General features: G+C 38.0%; 22 protein-coding genes and 1 pseudogene. 13 read left to right on the top strand and 10 right to left on the bottom strand.

What is annotated here, in order from left to right:
- Positions 1-39: 39 nt before the first annotated feature.
- Genes rbsC through rbsD form a run of 3 tightly spaced genes read right to left on the bottom strand, consistent with a single transcriptional unit; the run spans position 40 to position 2,969 of the window.
- Positions 40-1,026, bottom strand: a complete 987-nt coding sequence (rbsC, locus tag HC728_RS13785) for a ribose ABC transporter permease (protein ID WP_065598014.1) — start codon at positions 1,024-1,026, stop codon at positions 40-42.
- Complete coding sequence (rbsA, locus tag HC728_RS13790; RefSeq protein WP_005419500.1) at positions 1,023-2,537, bottom strand: ribose ABC transporter ATP-binding protein RbsA; 1,515 nt, start codon at positions 2,535-2,537, stop codon at positions 1,023-1,025. Before rbsA ends, rbsC begins: the two co-directional genes overlap by 4 nt.
- A 12-nt stretch (positions 2,538-2,549) precedes the next feature.
- On the bottom strand, positions 2,550-2,969 hold the full coding sequence (gene rbsD, locus HC728_RS13795; protein ID WP_017019256.1) for a D-ribose pyranase: 420 nt from the start codon (positions 2,967-2,969) through the stop codon (positions 2,550-2,552).
- A gap of 395 nt (positions 2,970-3,364) precedes the next feature.
- Here rbsD and HC728_RS13800 point away from each other — a divergent pair, with 395 nt between their 5' ends.
- The 5 genes from HC728_RS13800 (at position 3,365) to HC728_RS13820 (ending at position 7,359) form a co-directional block, all read left to right on the top strand.
- Complete coding sequence (locus HC728_RS13800; protein ID WP_017019255.1) at positions 3,365-4,183, top strand: alpha/beta fold hydrolase; 819 nt, start codon at positions 3,365-3,367, stop codon at positions 4,181-4,183.
- Positions 4,184-4,362: 179 nt separating this feature from the next.
- Positions 4,363-4,941, top strand: coding sequence for a hypothetical protein (locus HC728_RS13805; RefSeq protein ID WP_190395662.1), 579 nt, complete (start codon positions 4,363-4,365; stop codon positions 4,939-4,941).
- 32 nt (positions 4,942-4,973) lie between these two features.
- Complete coding sequence (locus HC728_RS13810; protein ID WP_017019253.1) at positions 4,974-5,393, top strand: hypothetical protein; 420 nt, start codon at positions 4,974-4,976, stop codon at positions 5,391-5,393.
- 148 nt (positions 5,394-5,541) lie between these two features.
- Positions 5,542-6,807 carry a DEAD/DEAH box helicase gene (locus tag HC728_RS13815; protein WP_017019252.1) on the top strand — a complete coding sequence of 422 codons (1,266 nt, stop codon included), beginning with the start codon at positions 5,542-5,544 and terminating at the stop codon, positions 6,805-6,807.
- A gap of 99 nt (positions 6,808-6,906) precedes the next feature.
- Positions 6,907-7,359: a hypothetical protein gene (locus HC728_RS13820; RefSeq protein WP_011262030.1), complete on the top strand. Its 453-nt coding sequence runs from the start codon at positions 6,907-6,909 to the stop codon at positions 7,357-7,359.
- A 78-nt stretch (positions 7,360-7,437) separates the two neighbouring features.
- Here HC728_RS13820 and HC728_RS13825 read toward each other — a convergent pair whose 3' ends face one another.
- Positions 7,438-8,043 carry an outer membrane beta-barrel protein gene (locus tag HC728_RS13825; RefSeq protein WP_063645388.1) on the bottom strand — a complete coding sequence of 202 codons (606 nt, stop codon included), beginning with the start codon at positions 8,041-8,043 and terminating at the stop codon, positions 7,438-7,440.
- 164 nt (positions 8,044-8,207) lie between these two features.
- Between HC728_RS13825 and HC728_RS13830 the strand changes: the two genes are divergently transcribed.
- From HC728_RS13830 to HC728_RS13840, 3 genes are all read left to right on the top strand, one after another.
- Positions 8,208-8,369, top strand: a complete 162-nt coding sequence (locus tag HC728_RS13830) for a hypothetical protein (protein ID WP_011262028.1) — start codon at positions 8,208-8,210, stop codon at positions 8,367-8,369.
- Between the two features lie 55 nt (positions 8,370-8,424).
- A complete protein-coding gene (locus HC728_RS13835; protein ID WP_146862659.1) occupies positions 8,425-8,877 on the top strand; it encodes a YccF domain-containing protein in 453 nt (150 codons plus the stop codon).
- A 109-nt stretch (positions 8,878-8,986) separates the two neighbouring features.
- A complete protein-coding gene (locus tag HC728_RS13840; RefSeq protein WP_017019249.1) occupies positions 8,987-9,331 on the top strand; it encodes a DUF4156 domain-containing protein in 345 nt (114 codons plus the stop codon).
- 210 nt (positions 9,332-9,541) lie between these two features.
- Here HC728_RS13840 and nqrM read toward each other — a convergent pair whose 3' ends face one another.
- Genes nqrM through HC728_RS13855 form a run of 3 tightly spaced genes read right to left on the bottom strand, consistent with a single transcriptional unit; the run spans position 9,542 to position 10,460 of the window.
- Complete coding sequence (gene nqrM, locus HC728_RS13845; RefSeq protein ID WP_005419476.1) at positions 9,542-9,739, bottom strand: (Na+)-NQR maturation NqrM; 198 nt, start codon at positions 9,737-9,739, stop codon at positions 9,542-9,544.
- Complete coding sequence (locus HC728_RS13850) at positions 9,736-10,176, bottom strand: NifB/NifX family molybdenum-iron cluster-binding protein (RefSeq protein WP_190395663.1); 441 nt, start codon at positions 10,174-10,176, stop codon at positions 9,736-9,738. The genes nqrM and HC728_RS13850 overlap by 4 nt, the downstream gene beginning before the upstream one ends.
- On the bottom strand, positions 10,176-10,460 hold the full coding sequence (locus HC728_RS13855; RefSeq protein ID WP_011262024.1) for a DUF134 domain-containing protein: 285 nt from the start codon (positions 10,458-10,460) through the stop codon (positions 10,176-10,178). The genes HC728_RS13850 and HC728_RS13855 overlap by 1 nt, the downstream gene beginning before the upstream one ends.
- 196 nt (positions 10,461-10,656) lie before the next feature.
- On the opposite strand from HC728_RS13855, the gene HC728_RS13860 reads away from it, so the two are divergent.
- Positions 10,657-11,001: a hypothetical protein gene (locus HC728_RS13860; RefSeq protein WP_012533008.1), complete on the top strand. Its 345-nt coding sequence runs from the start codon at positions 10,657-10,659 to the stop codon at positions 10,999-11,001.
- A gap of 7 nt (positions 11,002-11,008) precedes the next feature.
- Positions 11,009-11,284 (top strand): nitrogenase-stabilizing/protective protein NifW, encoded by a 276-nt coding sequence (locus tag HC728_RS13865; protein WP_011262023.1) that lies wholly within the window; start codon positions 11,009-11,011, stop codon positions 11,282-11,284.
- 62 nt (positions 11,285-11,346) lie between these two features.
- Here the strand turns inward: HC728_RS13865 and HC728_RS13870 are convergent, their stop codons facing one another.
- From HC728_RS13870 to HC728_RS13880, 3 genes are all read right to left on the bottom strand, one after another.
- Positions 11,347-12,918 (bottom strand): arylsulfatase, encoded by a 1,572-nt coding sequence (locus tag HC728_RS13870; RefSeq protein ID WP_012533827.1) that lies wholly within the window; start codon positions 12,916-12,918, stop codon positions 11,347-11,349.
- A gap of 175 nt (positions 12,919-13,093) precedes the next feature.
- On the bottom strand, positions 13,094-13,999 hold the full coding sequence (locus tag HC728_RS13875; RefSeq protein WP_017018556.1) for a hypothetical protein: 906 nt from the start codon (positions 13,997-13,999) through the stop codon (positions 13,094-13,096).
- A gap of 67 nt (positions 14,000-14,066) precedes the next feature.
- On the bottom strand, positions 14,067-15,617 hold the full coding sequence (locus HC728_RS13880; protein WP_190395664.1) for an arylsulfatase: 1,551 nt from the start codon (positions 15,615-15,617) through the stop codon (positions 14,067-14,069).
- Between the two features lie 223 nt (positions 15,618-15,840).
- Here HC728_RS13880 and HC728_RS13885 point away from each other — a divergent pair, with 223 nt between their 5' ends.
- The 3 genes and pseudogenes from HC728_RS13885 to HC728_RS20415 form a co-directional block, all read left to right on the top strand.
- Complete coding sequence (locus HC728_RS13885; RefSeq protein ID WP_190395665.1) at positions 15,841-17,388, top strand: arylsulfatase; 1,548 nt, start codon at positions 15,841-15,843, stop codon at positions 17,386-17,388.
- A gap of 201 nt (positions 17,389-17,589) precedes the next feature.
- On the top strand, positions 17,590-19,866 hold the full coding sequence (locus HC728_RS13890) for a multiheme c-type cytochrome (RefSeq protein WP_190395666.1): 2,277 nt from the start codon (positions 17,590-17,592) through the stop codon (positions 19,864-19,866).
- 80 nt (positions 19,867-19,946) lie between these two features.
- Positions 19,947-20,525: pseudogene (locus tag HC728_RS20415) on the top strand (AAA family ATPase); the annotation flags it as partial.
- Positions 20,526-20,541 lie beyond the last annotated feature (16 nt).

The raw sequence follows: 20,541 nt of genomic DNA on the forward strand, positions 1-20,541 counted from the left end.
TTATAGGGGTATTCGTATAAGTTATTGTATAAAGAGGTGTTACTTGTTTTTGTTGTCCACTAATACTGCCAGTAGGATAACCACTGCTTTGGCAATCATTTGGTAGTAAGAAGAAACATCTAATAAGTTCAGAGCGTTGTTTAAGAAGCCGATGATAAGCGCACCAATTAATGTACCCATGATGCGACCTTTACCACCTGCTAGGCTTGTACCACCAAGTACAACCGCTGCAATTGCGTCTAGCTCATAGCCCATACCTGCTGTTGGTTGAGCTGAAGAAAGACGAGATGTTACGATTAAGCCAGCCAGTGCCGCAAGTAGACCACAGATAGCATAAACACCGATCTTAACGCGATCCACATTGATACCAGATAAGCGAGTTGCTGATTCGTTACCACCTAGAGCATAAACGTAGCGACCAAAGCGTGTGTGATTTAGTAAGTACCATACAGATGCAAACACGATAACCATTAGCCAGATAGGAACTGGGATGCCAAACGCGTAACCTGTACCGAACCATGCAAAGCTGTCAGCAACATCAGTGAAGCCAGTAGAGATAGGGCGACCTTCTGTGTAAACCATTGTCACACCACGTAATAACGTCATGGTTACTAGCGTTGCAATGAATGCTTGAACTTTACCTTTTGCGATAATAATACCGCTGATTGCACCTAGAGCAGCACCTGCAAGTAGCGCCGTTGGAACCGCAATCATTACCGGAATTTCAAGGCCAATCATGGTTGCCGCAAAAGCACCACAAAGGGCTAATACAGAACCGACACTTAAATCGATACCTGCCGTTAAGATAACTAACGTCATACCTACCGCAATAATCGCGTTAACTGAGGTTTGACGCAGGATGTTTAGGATGTTGTCGACAGTAAAAAAGTTGTCGTTCAAAAAGGAAACCACGACAATCAAAAGCAATAGCGCGATTAATGATTTTTGCTCAATCAGCCATTCTTTAGAAAAAATGCCGCCTTTCTTTTGTTGTGTTTCAGTTGAAGTCATTGATTTGGTGCTCATGCTGTTACCTCTACATTTTGCTCAACAGTTTTACCTACTGCACAAGCCAATAATTTTTCTTGGTCGGCATCTTTTGCCATGAATTCGCCACTAATACGGCCTTCATGCATAACTAAGATGCGGTCACTCATTCCTAAAACTTCAGGCATTTCAGATGAGACTAAAATGATGCTCATGCCTTCCGCTTTAAATTGGTTAATTAATTGGTAGATTTCTTTTTTCGCACCAACATCAACGCCACGTGTTGGTTCATCTAAAATTAAGACTTTTGGACGAGTCATTAATCCTTTAGCAATGGCTACTTTTTGTTGATTACCACCAGATAAATTACCAATGATTTGATCACGAGTAGGGGTCTTAATGTTGAATAGACGAATAAAGTCTTCAACCGCGGTGACTTCCGCATAATGATCTAATTGAATGCCTTTCGATAGTTGATCTAAAGAACAAATCGACATGTTCTCTTTAACCGACAATCCAAGAACCAGACCATCACCTTTACGGTCTTCTGAGATGTAGGCAATGCCGTTTGCTAATCCATCACGTGGTGAAATAGGATTAATCATTTTGTTGTTTAGTTTGATAGCACCACAAGTCATTGGTAGTGCACCGTAGATGATTTTCATTAATTCAGTACGGCCAGCACCCATCAAACCAGAGATCCCAAGGATTTCCCCACGATCTAATGAGAAGCTAACATTATGAACACCAGGACCAGATACATCGAACAGCTCTAGCGACTTCTCACCATGTTGAACATCAATACGAGGGTATTGCTCATCAAGGCGACGGCCTACCATCATTTCAATTAATGTGTCTTCATCGATATCCGCAACCACACGTTCACCAATGAATTTACCATCACGCAGTACTGTGATGTCATCGCAGATCTCGAAGATTTCTTTTAGACGGTGTGAGATATAAACAATGCCACAACCTTCATCACGCAGTTCATTAATTACTTTAAATAGTGATTCAGTTTCGGTATCCGTTAACGCATCTGTCGGTTCATCCATGATGATAACTTTGGATTTGAACGACAGTGCCTTAGCAATCTCAACCATTTGTTGTTCACCTAAACTCAGTTCGCCTAATAGCTGGCGAGAGTGGTGTTTTACATTCAAACGTTTAAGTAGGGCATCGGCATCTTTGTACATTTCAGACCATTTGATCCCACCAAAGGCATTGGTTTTTTCACGGCCTAAGAAGATGTTTTCTGCAATGGTCAATTCAGGAATAAGATTCAATTCTTGGTGAATAATACTAATACCTGATTCTTGCGAGTGTTTAGGACCATTAAAGTTAACTGCTTTGCCTTCGTAACGGATTTCACCAGCATCCATTGCGTAGATGCCCGTTAGTGACTTCATTAAGGTTGATTTACCCGCGCCATTTTCACCCATAAGGGCCATGACTTTGCCGGGATAGACATTAAGACAAGCACCATCCAGAGCTTTCACTCCGGGGAAGGCTTTCTCAATGCCGTTTAATTCTAAGATAGCTTGAGTCATAACGTATCCTACTTAAAAAACAACGCCAGATTGGAAAATCACATTGGCATAAGGGGTACATTCACCTGTGCGAACAATCGCTTTACTCTCGCGAGTATGGATTTTGAATTCTTCATGAGGAATGTAAGAAACAGTGATTGATTTACCACATTGCGCTTCTTCGGCTGCAATGAGTGTCATTAGCTCATCGTGCATTTGTGGGCTAACAGTTTTAAATTCTTCGGCAACAATTACGCCCTCAATTTGCATTTCAGCAAGCGTTGCTTTTACGGTGTCTATAAAGGTAGGTATGCCTTGAATTAGGGCAAGGTCAATACGTTGTGAAGCGTCAGGAATAGGAAGGCCAGCATCACAAATGGCGATTTCATCAGTATGACCAAGTGTTGCGATAACGTATGACAATTCAGAATTTAGCAGCGTATTTTTTTTCATGAGGACACCTTAAGTTAAAAATGCAATGAGCGGTTATTGTCTGTTTTATGCTCATCGAAACGTTTGCGTAAACGTTTCGATGGTGAATTTAGAGCAAGAATTGACACATTGCATCTAGGAATGTAACTAAGTGTGATCAAACGCAGGAATCTAATTGATGAAAGACTGAATAAGAGATCTAGCGCAAAGTTTAATGGAATGAGCTTAAGTGAGGGGTAGATTGAAAAATAAAAGGTGCTTAATTCTTCAACAAGGAAAAGCAAATTCTGCATTTCAGATTAAGCTTAGATTTTGAGTATTGTATTTAATAATCTGTTCATTTTCTTTCTTTTGTCGTTTAAAGACTAATCGAATTTATATAGTATGAAAAAATAGGTTAGTAGGGAGAAAAAAGCATGTTAAACGAACAATGGTTAGATATCGATGGTGATCAATTATATTGCTTATCAACTCAATTTGAACCAGCTAAGAAAACAGTTGTATTTATTCATGGCTTAGGAGAGTCTCACCTCTGTTTTGTTGATGCGCTGGATTATCTGTCTCAATATAATTTAGTCATGTTTGATATGTGTGGATATGGGTATTCTCCTGCATCAAAAATTTCACATACGACAGAATTTCAAGCTCTACGAGTATTAAAAGCGCTTGATTTACTAGAGGTAAAGCAATGTATTCTTATTGGTCACTCTTGGGGGGGCGATATTGGTACGTTAGTGTGTCATCTTGATGATCAGAATAGAATTGGTGGCTTCATTAATGCTGAAGGTGGACTACATGAAGAAAGCATTATTTTGTCTAAAATTATCTCTGATAAATATCGTAGCAGTGATAAATCTGAGTTCAAATCATGGGTACATGGAAGCGGTTTTGCAGAACAATTCTCTTTATCTTGGGGACACAGTGCTGGAGTTAAATACTTATCGTCATTGAGACGCTGTTCTCCAATTGTATTAGGTGAAACGGCCAGTGAAATATACGAACAGCATAAAACGCTTGATTCAAGAGGTGTTGTTCAATGGGGACAAATTTATGAAAGTTTACGTTTACCTAAATGCTATTATTGGGGAACGGCTAGCCTTGAAGGATGTGGAGACGCATTAACATTTATTACGTCATTAGAAAATAAATCATTTCAAGATGAAAATCATTGGGTTCAAAATAATGCTGCTTTATTTTACCAAGAAGTCGATACGTTTATTTGTTGTTTAGAATAAATATTACGGCGAATTTAACTGATATATCGAGTGACTCTCATTTTTTTATATTCAATGCCAAGTTATTAGAGTGACTTGGCAAATTTATTGTCAGAAATAAAAACAGTGATGATGAAGTAAAAATACCTATATAAACTTAGTTTTAGTTAGTGAATATATTGTTTATACAGGGATGAAAAATGAAAACGAAAGCATTATTTATCGGTACTGCATTAAGCATATTGACTGGTTGTGCGACCACGTTGCCAACGGTTTATGATGTTGATGTAAATAACTTAGAAGAGAATCAATCCGTATTAATTTTTTCAGCTGGTGCATACGAAGCTTGTAAGAGTAATACCGTTCAAGTCGTTATAAAAAAAGCAGAAGATCCGGCTGTGTTCGCTGATAGTATTGGTGTTTATCAGTTAAATAATGGATACATTGATAGTTTTTTTGAATCAGAATATGCCTTAGTTTATTCAACCGTTCTTGAGCCGGGTACTTATGATTTCTGGTTATCAAATACGAATCCGTTTTTTAGTTATGATGAGCCGATGATCACCGAATCATTTACATTAAAACCGAAAGAAATAAAGTACATCGGTGAAATTTATGGTGATCGCTGTGGTGGTAATGGAGACATTACTATTATGGTGCATGATAAAAATGAACGAGATCTTAATTATGTGGGAAATAATATTGCTGATATCGATATAAATACAATTGTTGTCGAACCAGTAAAAGCCACTTTACGTGATAATAAAGCAACAGAGTAGTTTGTTATTTGAATTTATTATAAGGAAATAAGATGAAAAAAGGATTATTGGGTGTTATTGCGGTTGGTCTATTTGTTTTTATTGCTAGTAATATGAACAATACGGAAAGAGTACCATTAAATACGCCATTACCTGATAATCCTTCATTTAATATATCAAACGATTTTGATGGTGATTGGAGCGGAAAACGTATTGATATTAGTGGTGATGGTATTTGTCGTCAAACAAGCGTTGTCGGTACCATTCAAGAAGGAAAGGTGTCGTTAAGATTAGTGTATAACAATACGACCCTAAAAGGGTGGATATCCGATAACGGAGAGTTAACCCTGTATGCAGATAGTCAAAAGTGGGGCTATCGCTTTACTGGTTTAGCTAGAAATAACCGTATAGAAGGAGAATGGAAAGTAACGAATGCACCGTGCCGAGGTACATGGTTTATTGAAAAACAATAGAAGAAATGATTCATATCGCAGCCGTGAAAGATAAATTGCTTTTAATGATCTTTAAGAGTGCTGAATTTATTACGTAATTAATTCACTTAATCGCACCGAAATAGGCTAAAATGATCGGCTATTTTTTAGCTTTGAGTTCTTTATATACATGACCACTACGACAGCACCTGCCAATTTTACAGAACTTGGCCTTATTTCGCCTCTTTTAGCTCGTTTAACTGAGTTGGAATATCAACAGCCAACACCAATTCAAGCACAAGCTATCCCAAGCGTGCTTGCTGGACGTGATTTGATTGCAGGAGCAAATACAGGTTCTGGTAAAACTGCAACGTTTGCTTTGCCTTTATTGCAACAGATTGCGGAACTTCAATCGGGTAAAGCGCAAGCGAGCAAAGGGAACTTTGTTACTGGTTTAGTATTAGTACCTACTCGTGAGTTAGCGAAGCAAGTTGCGGATAGTATTAAGTCTTACGCTGTGCATTTTAATGGTGCAATCAAAACCGTTTCTGTCTTTGGTGGTGTATCCGTAAATACTCAAATGCTTGCACTACGTGGTGGTGCAGATATTTTAGTTGCGACTCCAGGACGTTTACTTGATTTGATTTCAAGTAATGCAGTTAAGCTAGATAAAGTAAAAACGCTAGTGCTTGATGAAGCAGATAGAATGCTGAGCTTAGGCTTTACTGAAGAGCTTAATGAATTATTAGCATTAGCGCCAAAGCAAAAACAAACATTACTGTTTTCAGCAACGTTTCCAGAAGAAGTTCAAACATTAACTCAAGCGCTATTGAATAATCCTGTAGAAATTCAATTACAAAGCGCAGATGCAAGTACCGTCGTACAACGTGTCTTTACCGTGAATAAAGGTGAGAAGACATCGGTTCTTGCTCATTTGATTCAAAAGAACCAATGGCGACAAGCGCTTATCTTTGTAAACGCTAAAAATGCGTGTAATCATCTAGCCGATAAGCTTGCTAAACGTGGTATTGCAGCGGAAGTGTTCCATGGTGATAAAGGTCAAGGTGCTCGTACTCGCGTTCTTGAAGCATTTAAAGCGGGTGAGATTGATGTTTTGATCGCAACAGATATTGCCGCTCGTGGTTTGGATATTGAAAAACTGCCTGTTGTGATTAATTTTGATTTACCAAGAAGTCCAGCAGATTATATGCACCGTATTGGTCGAAGTGGCCGTGCAGGAGAAGTTGGTCTAGCATTATCTTTGATTGATTATGAAGATTACCATCACTTTAAAATCATTGAGAAGAAAAATAAAATTCGTCTTGAGCGTGAGCAAGTTGAAGGGTTTGAAGTGAATGAAGAGATCACAGAAGCACTTTTAGCTTCAATTAAGCCTGTCGCTAAACCTGAAGGCTCTGGTAAAAAGAACAAAAAGAAATACAAAGATAACTGGTAACTCTATACTGTTATATGAATAATCTAAAAAACACTCGACAGTTAAAATTTGTCGAGTGTTTTTGTTTTAATCATTCTGTTTTTATAAGAGAGGAATAAGATGAAATACTGGTGGATTCTATTTTCATTATTCTTATTTGGTTGTAATGAAGAAGCCCATGAGATTCCAGATATTAATCAAGCAGTGTCATTAATATCTCAAGAAAATAAACCAAATTTTGATGTTGGTTATGCTGATTTAAATTCAGATGGATTTGATGATGCAATTGTAATGTTGAAAGGAATGAATTGGTGTGGGTCTGGTGGGTGTACCGTATTAATTTTTCAAAATACGGGTTCGGATTTTACATTCATATCTAAAAGTACAGTAACGGGTTCACCAATACGTATTGCTGAAACAAAAACGAGTGGATGGAACGATATAATTGTATGGTCAAAAGGAAAGGGAAGTGTATTAATGCGCTTTGATGGTGAGAGTTACCCTAGTAATCCATCAATGCAAAGTTTGGTAAGTGAAGACCAAGAGAAAAATGCAAAAATCATTTTAGAGTGATAATCATGCTATTTGATAATGGAGGAATACTATGTAGACCTCCATTTTTGCTATTAAGATTCTATATAACTGATTGAATTAGTGGAAAGAGAACTGCATACCTAATTGGTATGTGATTTCACTCTCGATTCGTTCTGCATATTTAAAGCCTGCAACTAATCCAAAAACACGTCCAAATTGAAATACGTTTTTAATTCCTAACGTATCTTTAGATTCATCTAAAAATTCATGTTGATAGGTTGCATCCAGTAGCCAGTGATTTGCTATTTGTGTTTTTACTCCGACTTTACAGTAGCCAGCACCTTCTGAGTATGATCTTGAGTCACGTTCAGCATGGTAGTTTACCCAACCACAAGAGGCAGGAACCGATAAGGTTGGTGTTGAGTAAAAAGCGTAACCAAGACCAGCTTTCCAAGTATCAACATCCGAACTGATTCTGGTTGCGAAATCGGCGTACCCATCAAAAAAGACTTTATCTACAAGGTTTGCGTTAACATCAATATATAGGCCTCCTAATGTTTTTTTCTCATCATTACTGTATTTATCGTTAAAATACGGGGATAGAGCTTCGGAAGAGTATTTAGCTGATTGAAAACCAATACCAATATATGAAAAATTATTGGCTATATTACTTGAAGCAAATGCTGGAACAGACAGCAGCGAAATTAATAGTAGTTTTTTCATTATAATTGTACCAAGTGAGTTATTGCTTTGGTGTATAACTTTGTCCAAGGTATGTTACTTTTGTATGTAATTTGATACAAGTGATTGAACTATTATTTAATGACAGGTTTCTGAGTAAATAGCGATATAATGTTATTTAAAATAAGAAAGATTATAGAGACAAAATGAGAAAATTTTATACAACGGAAGGAAATACGTCTTCCAAAAAACAAAAAGAAGCTTATCCTATTCTGGCGTTATGTGAAAAGTGCGTCACAGAATATATTGTTATTAGCGAAGGCGATAGAACATATGATGAATGTGCCAAATGTGGTGCAAGTGATTAATCACTCTACGAATTTGTCATTTATTTATAGTAAGAATTGTAGTTAAGGAAATAAAATGAGCGCAATTGGTAATTTAATCTGGTTCCTTTTTGGTGGCGTATTCATGGGGCTAGCATGGTGCTTTTTTGGGATCTTAGCCTTTATTAGTATTATTGGTATTCCTTGGGGGCGAGCGTGTTTTGTTATGGCCGGATTCTCTTTCTTTCCATTTGGTAAAGAAGCCATTTATCGTGATGAATTAACGCGTTCTGAAGATATTGGTACAGGTAGTTTAGGTTTTATCGGCAATGTTTTATGGTTTATTTTTGCTGGCTTCTGGTTGGCTCTTGGTCATGTAATGTCTGCTGTTGCGTGTTTTGTTACTATTATTGGTATTCCGTTTGCTATTCAGCACTTAAAATTGGCAGCGATTTCAATTGCACCTATTGGTCAAACTATCGTGGATAAAGAAGTGGCAGCGGCGGCTCGTCGTGCAAATGGAGAAGCTGAAGCAAACAAGTGGCGATAACATAATAAGTTAAGGGATAATTTTTAATTTATCGTCTAGTTACTTATTACTTGCTATTAATACTTTTTTTACTAAAATCGCACAACATTTATTCTGTAGTGATTATTTAATGAAAAAACGTGTCATTAGCTCAATGTTTGTTCTAACAACGCTGCTAACCGGTTGTGTAACTTTTCCAACTAAAGAGTCTGAAAAGGTCGACGTTATTTGGGATGAAGTAAAAGTAGTTGAGAATTGCCAACGTCTGGGAATCGTTTTTGGTTCAGAAGGGCATTTTTATGATTACTGGCTACATGCTGATAAGGATATGGTTTGGGGAACATTAAACCAAATGCGTATCAAAGCTGCAGCGTTAGGGGCGGATACATTGTATCTATACCAGTCTTTAGATTTTTCAAGCTCTGTGACCATGTTTGGTAACGCTTATTTATGTAATACCAATCGTAGTAAATAATTGTTCGCTCTAGCTTGTTAAAATGCTCGATAACTACGTTAGAATTTTTGATTGTAGAATAACTACTTATCGAAAAATTCTGCCTTGTTCTCAAGCATTTTTCCTTCGCTATTTCTGATCACTTACTTACTGTGATTGGTATAATACAAAAGAAACGAAATAAAGCGTTACCACGTAAAGAAAGTGGAACTAGATAACTGGTTTCACTTTTTATTTGTCCGTTGGTTCTGAAATTTGATAAAGCTTGTGTTCATCACAAGTTGTTTCGCAATTACATACTTTATCAACACCAACATTATTTAATCCGCCACAACTTCCTTGGATCTCTTTACGTCCAAAAATCACGCCTAATGCCATTAGTAAAATGACCAATACAAAAGCGCCAAAAGTAATTAAAACGGTACTCATGCTTTACATCCTAATACAGTGAATGTTTGTTTTGGTCGTGATGGTGCTGTTAACTTTGGCGTCATAACATTTTGTTTTTTACTACAACACCCTTGCTTTGTATTTTTACAAGGCCGGCCTTGAGTTGCATTGGTCAGTTCAGGCAAATCTGTAAATACAGCAGTATTTAATGATGCATTGCCTTTGGCATGAAATACTCGAATGTTGGATTTAAGTAAGTTACCAAGCATCTTTTGCCCAATGTTACGAACGACAAGTACATCAATTTGTTGGCTTTTTAATAATGATAGTAGTGATTTTTTGCCACCGCAGCCCGTACTATTCAGTGCAGGGTTTGGTGTTATTTCTGAATGTTCTTTATCCGTAAATAGAAACGATTCTGCTTTAGAAAAGTGTCCTGCGATACGACCATTTTGGTATGGAATAGCAAATTTCATTATTCAGTCTCCACTTGGAGCATTAAAGCCTGACCATTAACTAAACAACTGCTTACTTTAAATCTTGCTTGTTTCACTATGTTGCCGAAGGTTTGGCGTGACACCATCATTTGATCGGCAGCGTCTTGCTGACTTAATCCTTCAAAATCAGCCAATCGCAATGCTTCTAATTCTTCAGCAAGTAATTGGACTTGCGGTAATTCTGTTGTTGGTACGCCATTAGGTTTAAAGCAACTGTATGGTGCTCTACTACAAATTCGACGACATTTTTTAGGTCTAGCCATCAATGCTCTCCATTAAATTTGATGAAAGTATAGGCTCATTACTGGCATATGCCATGAACTTGACAGCGAAGATTAAAAAACAATCATAGAAACGCATTTTTTAATTTTTGTGTAAATCACTTATCTGAGGGTAGCGACAAGAGGCAATTTATTCGTTAATATCGCCACAATTAAAATAAATAATTGGCTATAAAATATGAAAATATCTGTTGATGGTGGTTCGTTTAAAGTATCGATTGAAACTGAATTTGAAGGCTTAGTTTCAGAAGCGACAACTATCTTTGATGACACTCGTAATCAAGCTGGTTCAAACGACAGAGCGATTTTACGTTTTTTACAAATCATTATTGAAAACCGTGAAGATAATGATGCAATTGGTTATGCAACAATGGGTTTATTAGGCTGGTATAACGAGATTATTTACCCAGTAGAAAATCAAGACATCGTATTAAATCTACCAAAAATTTTGCCACATCTATTAAATCCAACTGGCGATTTAACAGCGAAAAGTGCTGCAGAAATGAACGCATTTAAACATTAATAAAACGATGAACCAATCTACTATCCAACAAGTGATTGCGAATTTCACTTCGATTGAACAAGCACTTGAGCATTTTGAGATTGAGTTCGACAGTAAGTTTATTAATGAGTATCGAGTGCCATTAATGAAACGTTTTAATGGCAACTTGATTTTAGCAAAACCTGACGATTGGTTTTCAGCTCGCCGAGCACTTAAAAATGCGTATTGTAAAATACAAAGAGGGCGACTAGACCCACATACACGTTCGGCGTGTCGTGGTTGCACAACTTGTCAGCGTCGCTAGATTTCAGATAGAAAAACGCCCCGAGTGAATATTCGCTCGGGGCGTTTTAGTTTTAGATATTACTATTTAGTATTTAATTTATTCATTTGAGCTTGAAGCTTATCTAGCTGTTGCATTTTCGCTTTTAAGCCAAGTGATTGTGCACTAATAGCAGCAGGGTTCATTTGAGTACTCATTTGCATTGGGTAATCAGGTAGAGTATTAAAGAACTCGGCTAATACGTCTTGCATTGGTACAAATAACCACATGTTATCTGCCATCCAGCGTAAGTACATACCTGATTCATGTGGTGCTTTTTCAAATGGGTCTGCACGTAGATGGATAATTTGAGGCCAGTTTGGTGATAAACGAACCGCATCAGAAATATTACCTTCCATTACCGCAAAGTTCAGTTTCCAATCTTGCCAGCGAACCGCATTCAACTCACCATTTGCAGTGAAGTAAAGCAGTGATTCACGAGGGCCTTTATCTACTTTTCCTTCAAAGTATGGTTTGAAATCGTAACCATCAATATGAACTTTGAACTCTTTACCGTTTGCTTTGTAACCTTTAGCCAGTTTTTCTTTTACGTTTGGAACACCTGCAGCATCAAGTAGGGTTGGAAGCCAATCTTGGTGCGCCATCATTTCATTAATTTTCGTTCCTGGCTTGATGGTTCCTGGCCAACGAACCAGTTGTGGTACACGCATACCACCTTCCCATGTTGTGCCTTTTTCACCGTAGAATGGTGTGGCACCGCCATCAGGCCATGTTACTGTTTCTGCACCGTTATCGGTTGAGTAAATAACGATCGTGTTATCAGCTACACCAAGCTCATCCAGTTTATCAAGTAGAACACCGACTTGATCATCGTGTTCAAGCATACCATCAGCATAAATACTTACGCCTGATTTACCTTGGTATTTTTCTTGTAGACGAGTCCAAACGTGCATACGAGTTGTGTTATGCCAGATGAAGAAAGGTTTATCTGCTTTTACCGCTTTTTCCATAAATGCTAATGAAGAATCTAAGAACTCTTCATCTGCGTGCTCCATACGCTTACGAGTCATTGGGCCCGTATCTTCAATCTTACCATCAGCATAAGATTTAATTACACCACGTGGACCATAGTTTTTACGGAACTCAGGATCTTTAGGGTAGTAGTAAGTTTCTGGCTCTTCTTCAGCATTTAGGTGGTAAAGGTTGCCAAAGAATTCGTCAAAACCGTGATTAGTTGGAAGATGTTTATCTTGGTCACCAAGGTGGTTTTTACCAAATTGTGCCGTCATGTAGCCTTGTTCTTTGAGTAGATCGGCAATGGTTGGAGCCCAATCAGGAATACCATGATCAGAACCTGGCATACCAATGGTTAATAGGCCTGTGCGGAAGGGTTCTTGACCTGTAATGAAAGCAGCACGTCCAGCAGTACAAGATTGTTGGCCATAGTGATCAGTGAATAATGCACCTTCATTTGCGATACGATCGATGTTAGGTGTTTTATAACCCATCATTCCTTGGTTGTAGGCGCTAATATTCCAATAACCAACATCATCACCAAAAATAGCAAGAATGTTAGGTTGTGCAGCTGCCATTGCAGCACCAGAAGTTGCAAGTAAGCCTACACCAACAGCAATCTTACTTAAATGATTACTCATAAATAACTCCAAAATAGTAGTTGTGATTAATTTGAGCTCACTTTAATTAACAATTTTGGAATCGTCGCTTTATAGACTTTATAACTAAAAGTTATGTTGTTGGTTATTTTGTTGATTACAAAGGTTTTTTACGTATTTTTGAATGTTTTCATACATAACTAAACTGAGAGCTTTCTCAAAGTGTTTGAAGTGGTAATTCATTGAATATTTTAGAATAACGACTAGCATAACGTGACCATCGATATACATCACTTGCAATTGCGGCTTCAAAAACAGTTTTGATATCTGGTTGTTTTAATGCTCGACGAAAGGCAAAAAGTTTACTGATTTGTTCAAATTCTTTTGGGGTAAATCCAATCATTTCTTTAAACGCATTTCTAATGGTTTTTTCTGAAATATTTTTTTCTTTAGATAGTTTATTAATAGCATCGGTTGAAGACATTTCCATCATATAATCAATACACTTAGGAATAAAATTGCGTCTTGGTAAACGGCTTCTTCCCATTAATGCTTGTCGGCGCATTGGAATTGGATGTAAAGATAAAAGCTCGACAATATGCATTAGCAAGGTTGCCCCTACATTTGATTGATTATTTGGAAACATATTACTTGCATTACGGACGGCAGTTTTTAACTCTTCTGCGTATTTTATATCAATACCTACAGGTACCAAACTACCGCAAAGTTGGTGAAATTGTTTGTTATCGGTATTGATATCGCATACCAAAATAGGGCTATTACCTGGTATTTGTAAGCAAAATGGTTGTTGGCTTTTTTCTGAAATTAAAGCAAATTGGTGTTCTTCACATAGAATGCCATTAAAAAGCATGCCTGTATTATTTACATCGAGTAATAACAATGTCTTTGGTTGTGACGTAGAAGGAAGCTGAAAACTAAATAAAGAGAATGGGTCAGGACTTTCAAATAGGTAAAAATTTACATTATTTCGTTTCAGACACTTAAATGAGAAGCAGGCATCATTTAATGGAAAACTGAATTTTGTGATTAAGGCTTGTCCATGAAATATTGACCATAATTTTTCACTGAACTCATCAAATGTAAAGTTTGCATTTATCTGCATAGGTTTACCTTTATGTATCTTATAAATAGCAAAATAGGGCCCATATGAGCCCTAAGTTTTGTTTGTGTTATTTATGAGCGTCTGCGACTTTTTCCATGTTTTTCATCTGTTGCATTACTTTATCGACAGAGAAGCTTGGAATTTCTTGACGTGGTGGGAACTCTTTAAAGCTTTCCATCATTTTCGCCACTTTTGCTTGAGTAGGAACAAGTAAAAATACATGATCAAAAACCCATTCATCATACCCAAAGCCTTGATCTGCTTTTTCATATGGGTCTACTTGCATATCGAAGATCATTGGCATACGTAGGTTGGTAAGTTCACGTGTCCATACTTTCCAACCTTGGTTTTCTTGTATCTTGAAGTGTATTTTCCAACGGCCGTCACGCATAGCCAGTAGGTCACCATCATCAGACCAATAGAAGAATTCTTGACGAGCACTCTCTTTTGATTTGCCTGTTAGGTAGTTAACTTGGTTATAACCGTCTAAGTGGTTTTTGTACGTTTTACCATTATCCGCTTTGTAGCCTTTGAGTAGTTGTTGCTTAATGTCTTTATTACCAGCGATTGCTGTTAGTGTTGGTAGCCAGTCTTCACCAGCAAACATGCCACTAAGTTTTGTGCCAGCTTTGATGTGTCCCGGCCATTTTATAACGGCTGGTACGCGGAAACCGCCTTCCCAACCTGTATTTTTCTCCCCTCGGAATGGACTAAATGCAGCGTCAGGCCATGTCGCATTCATCGGACCGTTATCAGTTGTATAAATGATGACAGTGTTATCACTGATACCAAGGTCATCGACTTTATCAAGCAGGTCACCAACAATATTGTCATGTTCAACCATGCCATCTGCATAGTCACCAAGCCCTGTTTTACCTGAGTTTTCAGCTTTAACATGAGTTCTTATATGCATGCGAGTCGCGTTGTACCAAGTGAAGAACGGTTTGTCGGCTTTTACTGCTTTTGTCATGAAGTTCATCGCCGCATCAAGCGTTTCTTCATCGACGGTTTCCATACGTTTTCGAGTTAGAGGGCCCGTATCTTCGATTTTTCCATCGGCGTATGAGTGAATAACACCACGAGGTCCAAAGTTTTTACGGAAAACAGGATCTTTAGGGTAGTCTGCATTTTCTGGTTCTTCTTCAGCATTTAGGTGGTAAAGGTTGCCAAAGAATTCATCAAAACCATGGTTCGTTGGCAGCATGTCATCACGGTCACCAAGGTGGTTTTTACCAAATTGACCAGTAACGTAACCTTGATCCTTTAAGGTTTGAGCAAGTGTAATGTCTTGTTCCTGCAGACCTTGTTTAGCACCGGGTAGTCCAACTTTAGTTAAGCCTGTACGGATAGGCATTTGACCTGTAATAAAAGCAGAACGTCCTGCCGTGCAAGATTGCTGACCGTAATAAGTGGTAAAGAGGGCACCATCATTTGCAATGCTATCAATATTCGGTGTTTGATAGCCAAGCATGCCTTGGTTATAAGCAGAGATATTGCCGTAACCAATATCATCACCAAAAATCACAAGGATATTTGGTTGAGCTGCAGCATAGGCCACTTGGATCCCTGATAAAGCAAGACCCGTTGCAATGGCCGTTTTTTTTACTATTTTGTTCATCTGTATCTCCTGAACGAATGATTTCAGCTAGATGATATTGGAAAGGAAACGGCATTATGCTGCAAAAGCGGAAAAAACGATGTGTTGGAATTGGTTATTAAGCTCATAACTAGCGGTTATGTAGTTAAAAAGTAAAATTATTGTTGTATATTCCGTTGTCAGTTTTAGGTTTATGTACTATACCTTTAATTATGCTCTTTTTATCAATGAAACAGGAGTTTATATGGAAGTCAAAAAAGGAACGAAGCGTAGATTAACAATACTAAGTGCAGTGTTAATGGGAGCTTCGGGGTATACATTAGCAGCAGAAAAACCAAATATTCTGGTTATTTGGGGCGATGATATCGGTCAGTCTAATATCAGTGCGTATACTTTTGGGTTAATGGGATATAAAACACCCAATATCGATAGTATTGCTAAAGAAGGCATGATGTTTACTGATTATTATGGTGAGCAATCATGTACCGCTGGTCGATCAACTTTTATTACAGGGCAAAGTGTTTTACGTACAGGTCTAAGTAAAGTTGGGTTACCTGGTGCAGATATCGGTCTACAAGCTGAAGATGCAACGATCGCTGAAGTACTTAAACCTATGGGATACATGACAGGGCAATTTGGTAAAAACCACCTTGGTGATAAAGATGAATTCCTTCCTACAGCACACGGTTTTGACGAATTTTTTGGTAACCTTTATCACCTAAATGCTGAAGAAGAACCAGAAAATATTGACTATCCAAAAGATCCTGAATTCCGCAAAAAATTTGGTCCTCGTGGTGTAATTAAATCTTTTGCTGATGGAAAAATTGAAGATACAGGTCCTCTAACTCGTAAGCGTATGGAAACGGTAGATGATGAAACGGTTTCTGCGGCTATTGATTTTATGGGACGAGCGGTGAAAGCGGATAAGCCATTCTTTGTATGGTGGAACGCAACTCGTATGCACTTTAGAACTCACGTAAAACCTGAATTACAAGGTTCAACAGGCATTAGTAACTATGCTGATGGTATGGTTGAGCACGATAACCACGTTGGTGAACTTTTAAAAACAGTGGATAAACTAGGTATTAAAGATAACACCATTGTTTTCTATTCTACCGATAATGGTCCTCATATGAACTCATGGCCGGATGCGGGTACAACACCATTCCGTAGTGAGAAAAATACAAACTGGGAAGGCGCTTATCGTGTTCCTGCAATGGTGCGTTGGCCAGGAAAAATTGAACCAGGTGTAGTATCGAATGAAATCATGCACCACATGGATTGGCTACCAACTTTTGCAGCTGCTGCTGGTAATGACCATATTAAAAAGGATCTGAAAAAAGGAACCAAACTGGGTAATAAGAGCTTTAAAAACCATTTAGATGGTTATAACTTCCTCCCTTACCTAACTGGTGAAGAAGAGAAAGGCCGTCGTGAAGAAATCTTCTACTTCACTGATGATGGTGACTTAGCGGCACTTCGTTATAACAAGTGGAAAGCGGTATTTATGGAGCAACGTGTGAAGGGCACGCTTCAAATTTGGGCTGAACCGTTTGTAACATTACGTATGCCTAAACTGTTTAACTTACGTATGGACCCATATGAAGTCGCTGATGTAACGTCGAATACTTATTATGATTGGTTGCTAGACCATGCTTATATGTTCGTACCAGCGCAAGCTTATGTAGGAAAATACTTAGAAACATTTGAAGAATTCCCTCCTCGTCAAAAAGCAGCAAGCTTTGGTCTTGATCAGGTAATGGAAAAACTTCAACAGCCTCACAGTAAATAACTTAATTTATTATGGCAGTTCTTAATTAAGAGGGCTCTTCGGAGCCCCTTTTTATATAAAGGCATTGCAATAGAAATTAAGAGGGAACACGCAAAATCAATGAGTTAAATGGAAAGTTTATAACAAGTGAACTATATCTAATTTATCGCTATTTGTTTACTTTTGAAATCAGAATTATGGTCAAGATGTATAAGGATATATATGACTAAGAAAAAACTTACCTACGTATTTTTGGTAATGTGGGTGAATATTATGTTGTTTTCACCAACTGTATTTTCTGCTGATTTTATTGGTAGCGAATCTTGTATTGATTGTCATAAAGAAGCCGTTGATGCTTGGCAGGGTTCGGATCATGACATGGCGATGAAGCATGCGGATAAAAGTAGTGTATTTGGTGATTTTAATGATGCTACTTTTGAGTTCGAAGGCAAAACTAACCGATTTTTCAAAAAAGGCAAAGAGTATTGGGTCAATATCGAAGGGCCTGATGGTCAATTTCATGATTATAAAATCAGCTATACATTTGGTTTCGAACCATTACAACAATACATGGTTGAGTTTGACGATGGGCGAATTCAATTAATTCCATTTGCTTGGGATTCAAGACACAAAAGTCAGGGTGGTCAACGTTGGTATCATTTATACCCTGATATGGAAAAAACCGACGAATTTTATTGGACTAATACAGGACAAAATTGGAATTTCATGTGCGCGGATTGCCACTCAACCAATGTACAAAAAAATTACGATTCAGAGAAAAATAGTTATGAGACTTCATGGACAGAAATAAATGTCAGTTGTGAAGCGTGTCATGGCCCTGCGAGTGAACATATTAAATGGAGCAAAAAGCAAGAGGGCTCTATTGGGCTTCATTATGGTTTTGATCGTGATCTTAGTAAATCAGTAAAAGAATGGGTATTTAAACAAGGTTCATCCATTCTTCAACCAAAAGCCATTCACAAAACGGATCAAATTACTGTATGTGCCCAGTGTCATAGTCGTAGAACCCAATTAAATGAGGCGCAAGCACATACAAAAGGTGAGCTTAATGAACGTTCTTTATTAGATAGCTACCTTCCAAGTTTAATTACGCCAGAGCTTTATCATAATGATGGTCAAATTTATGATGAAGATTATGTTTATGGTTCATTTATGCAGTCAAAAATGGCCAAAAAAGGGGTGACATGTACAAATTGTCATGACCCACACACGACAAAATTAAGCATTCCAGAAGAAGCAATATGCAGTCAATGTCATATCGCATCAGAATACACACCAGAGAAACACACTTTTCATTTAGCCAATACGGAAGCCTCTCAATGTACGACGTGCCATATGCCTGAAACGGTCTATATGGGAGTTGATGCAAGGCGTGATCACAGCTGGCAAATACCAAGACCAGATCTTAGTAAGAACATTGGTACTCCGAACGTTTGTACCCAATGTCATGAAGATAAAGATGATGTCTGGGCTGACGAGCAAGTTGGACAATGGTTTCCTGATTCTCCGTATAGAAACCAACAACACTTTGCCGTGGCATTCTATGCATCAGATATCCATTATCGAGGAGCCGGTGATGCATTGTCTTATACCGCTCAAGATGCGAAACAAGCAGGAATAATCAGAGGATCTGCATTACAGAGATTAAGCGCTTTCCCAAGTAAAAATACCTTAGTGGCTTTAGGACGAGCGGTTAAAAATAATGATGAGCTAATAAGACTAGGGGCCATTCAAGGTTCTGCGGGTTATAAGGCATTTGATCGTTGGCAAATTATCTCTCCTTTATTAACCGATCCTGTATTAGCGATTAGAACAGAAACAGCAGGCGCTTTAGCTGCTTATTGGTCTGAATTGAATCCATTACAAAGAGAGCAGTTGTCACCTGCACTAGATGAATACATCGAGATTCAAAAATTTAATTCTGACAGAGGCTTTGGTCGAACAAACTTAGGTAATGTATACCGTGCTCAGGGAGAGTTAGCTAAAGCGGAAGAAGCCTATTTAGGAGCAATCGAGATAGAACCGTATTTTGTGAATAGTTACGTTAATCTTGCTGATTTATATCGCTCTCAAGGTAAGGAAAATAAAGGATACAAGATATTAAGAAAGGGCATTAACGCGCAGCCTAATTCAGGAGCTCTTCGTTATAGTGCGGGATTATCGCTCTTACGGTTGAATCAAAAAGCGGAAGCGGCAGAGCGGTTTAAACAAGCGACTCAGATAGAAAAACAAAATGCTCAATATTGGTATGTATATGGGTTATCCATGGAATCCTTTAGTAGTCAGCAAGCGGCTGATGCATTAGGTCATGCTTTTACCATTAGCGGAAACCCTCAGCATTTATTTGTACAATGTGACATGTTATTGAAAAATAAGTCAAATAAAGCAAAAGCATGCATTAATGAATTACAGAAATACGCCCCTGAGAATGTGATTAATTCATTAAACCAACGTCTTAATCAGGTGAAGCCCAATTAATGATGTGTATAACCAATAGTTATAGTTAATTTACATACAATGAATATGGATAACGAATCGTATCGGGTTTAGGAGGAAGCATGAACCAAACGCAACAAGCAATAAATACACTTATGTCACAGGTTGAGCAATCAGTTATTGGTCAAGCTCATGTTGTTCGTTCATTAGTTATTGGGTTACTTACTCAAGGTCATGTTTTGCTTGAAGGTTTGCCCGGTACGGCAAAAACACGATCAGTAAAATCGTTGGCTGATAATTTACATACATCATTTGGTCGTATTCAGTTTACTCCCGATCTTTTGCCTTCTGATGTTACCGGAACAGAGGTTTATCAAGAGCAAAATGGTAAACCACAATTGAATTTCCAGCCTGGCCCTATATTTAACAGTATCGTTCTAGCGGACGAAATCAATAGGGCACCAGCCAAAGTTCAAGCCGCGCTTTTAGAGGCAATGGCAGAAGGAACGATCACCGTTGGCGATAGAACACATACTTTGCCTGATTTGTTTATGGTATTAGCAACACAAAACCCCGTGGAGCAAGAAGGGACATACCCATTACCAGAAGCGCAAATGGACCGCTTTATTATGAAAGTATCGGTTGATTATCCTGATGATGATGCAGAGCTAGATATTATTCGTTTAGTAAGAAGCGAAGAAAATCTTGATAAAAAAC

This window comes from Aliivibrio sp. S10_S31, from assembly GCF_014694495.1.
Lineage (GTDB): Bacteria > Pseudomonadota > Gammaproteobacteria > Enterobacterales > Vibrionaceae > Aliivibrio > Aliivibrio fischeri.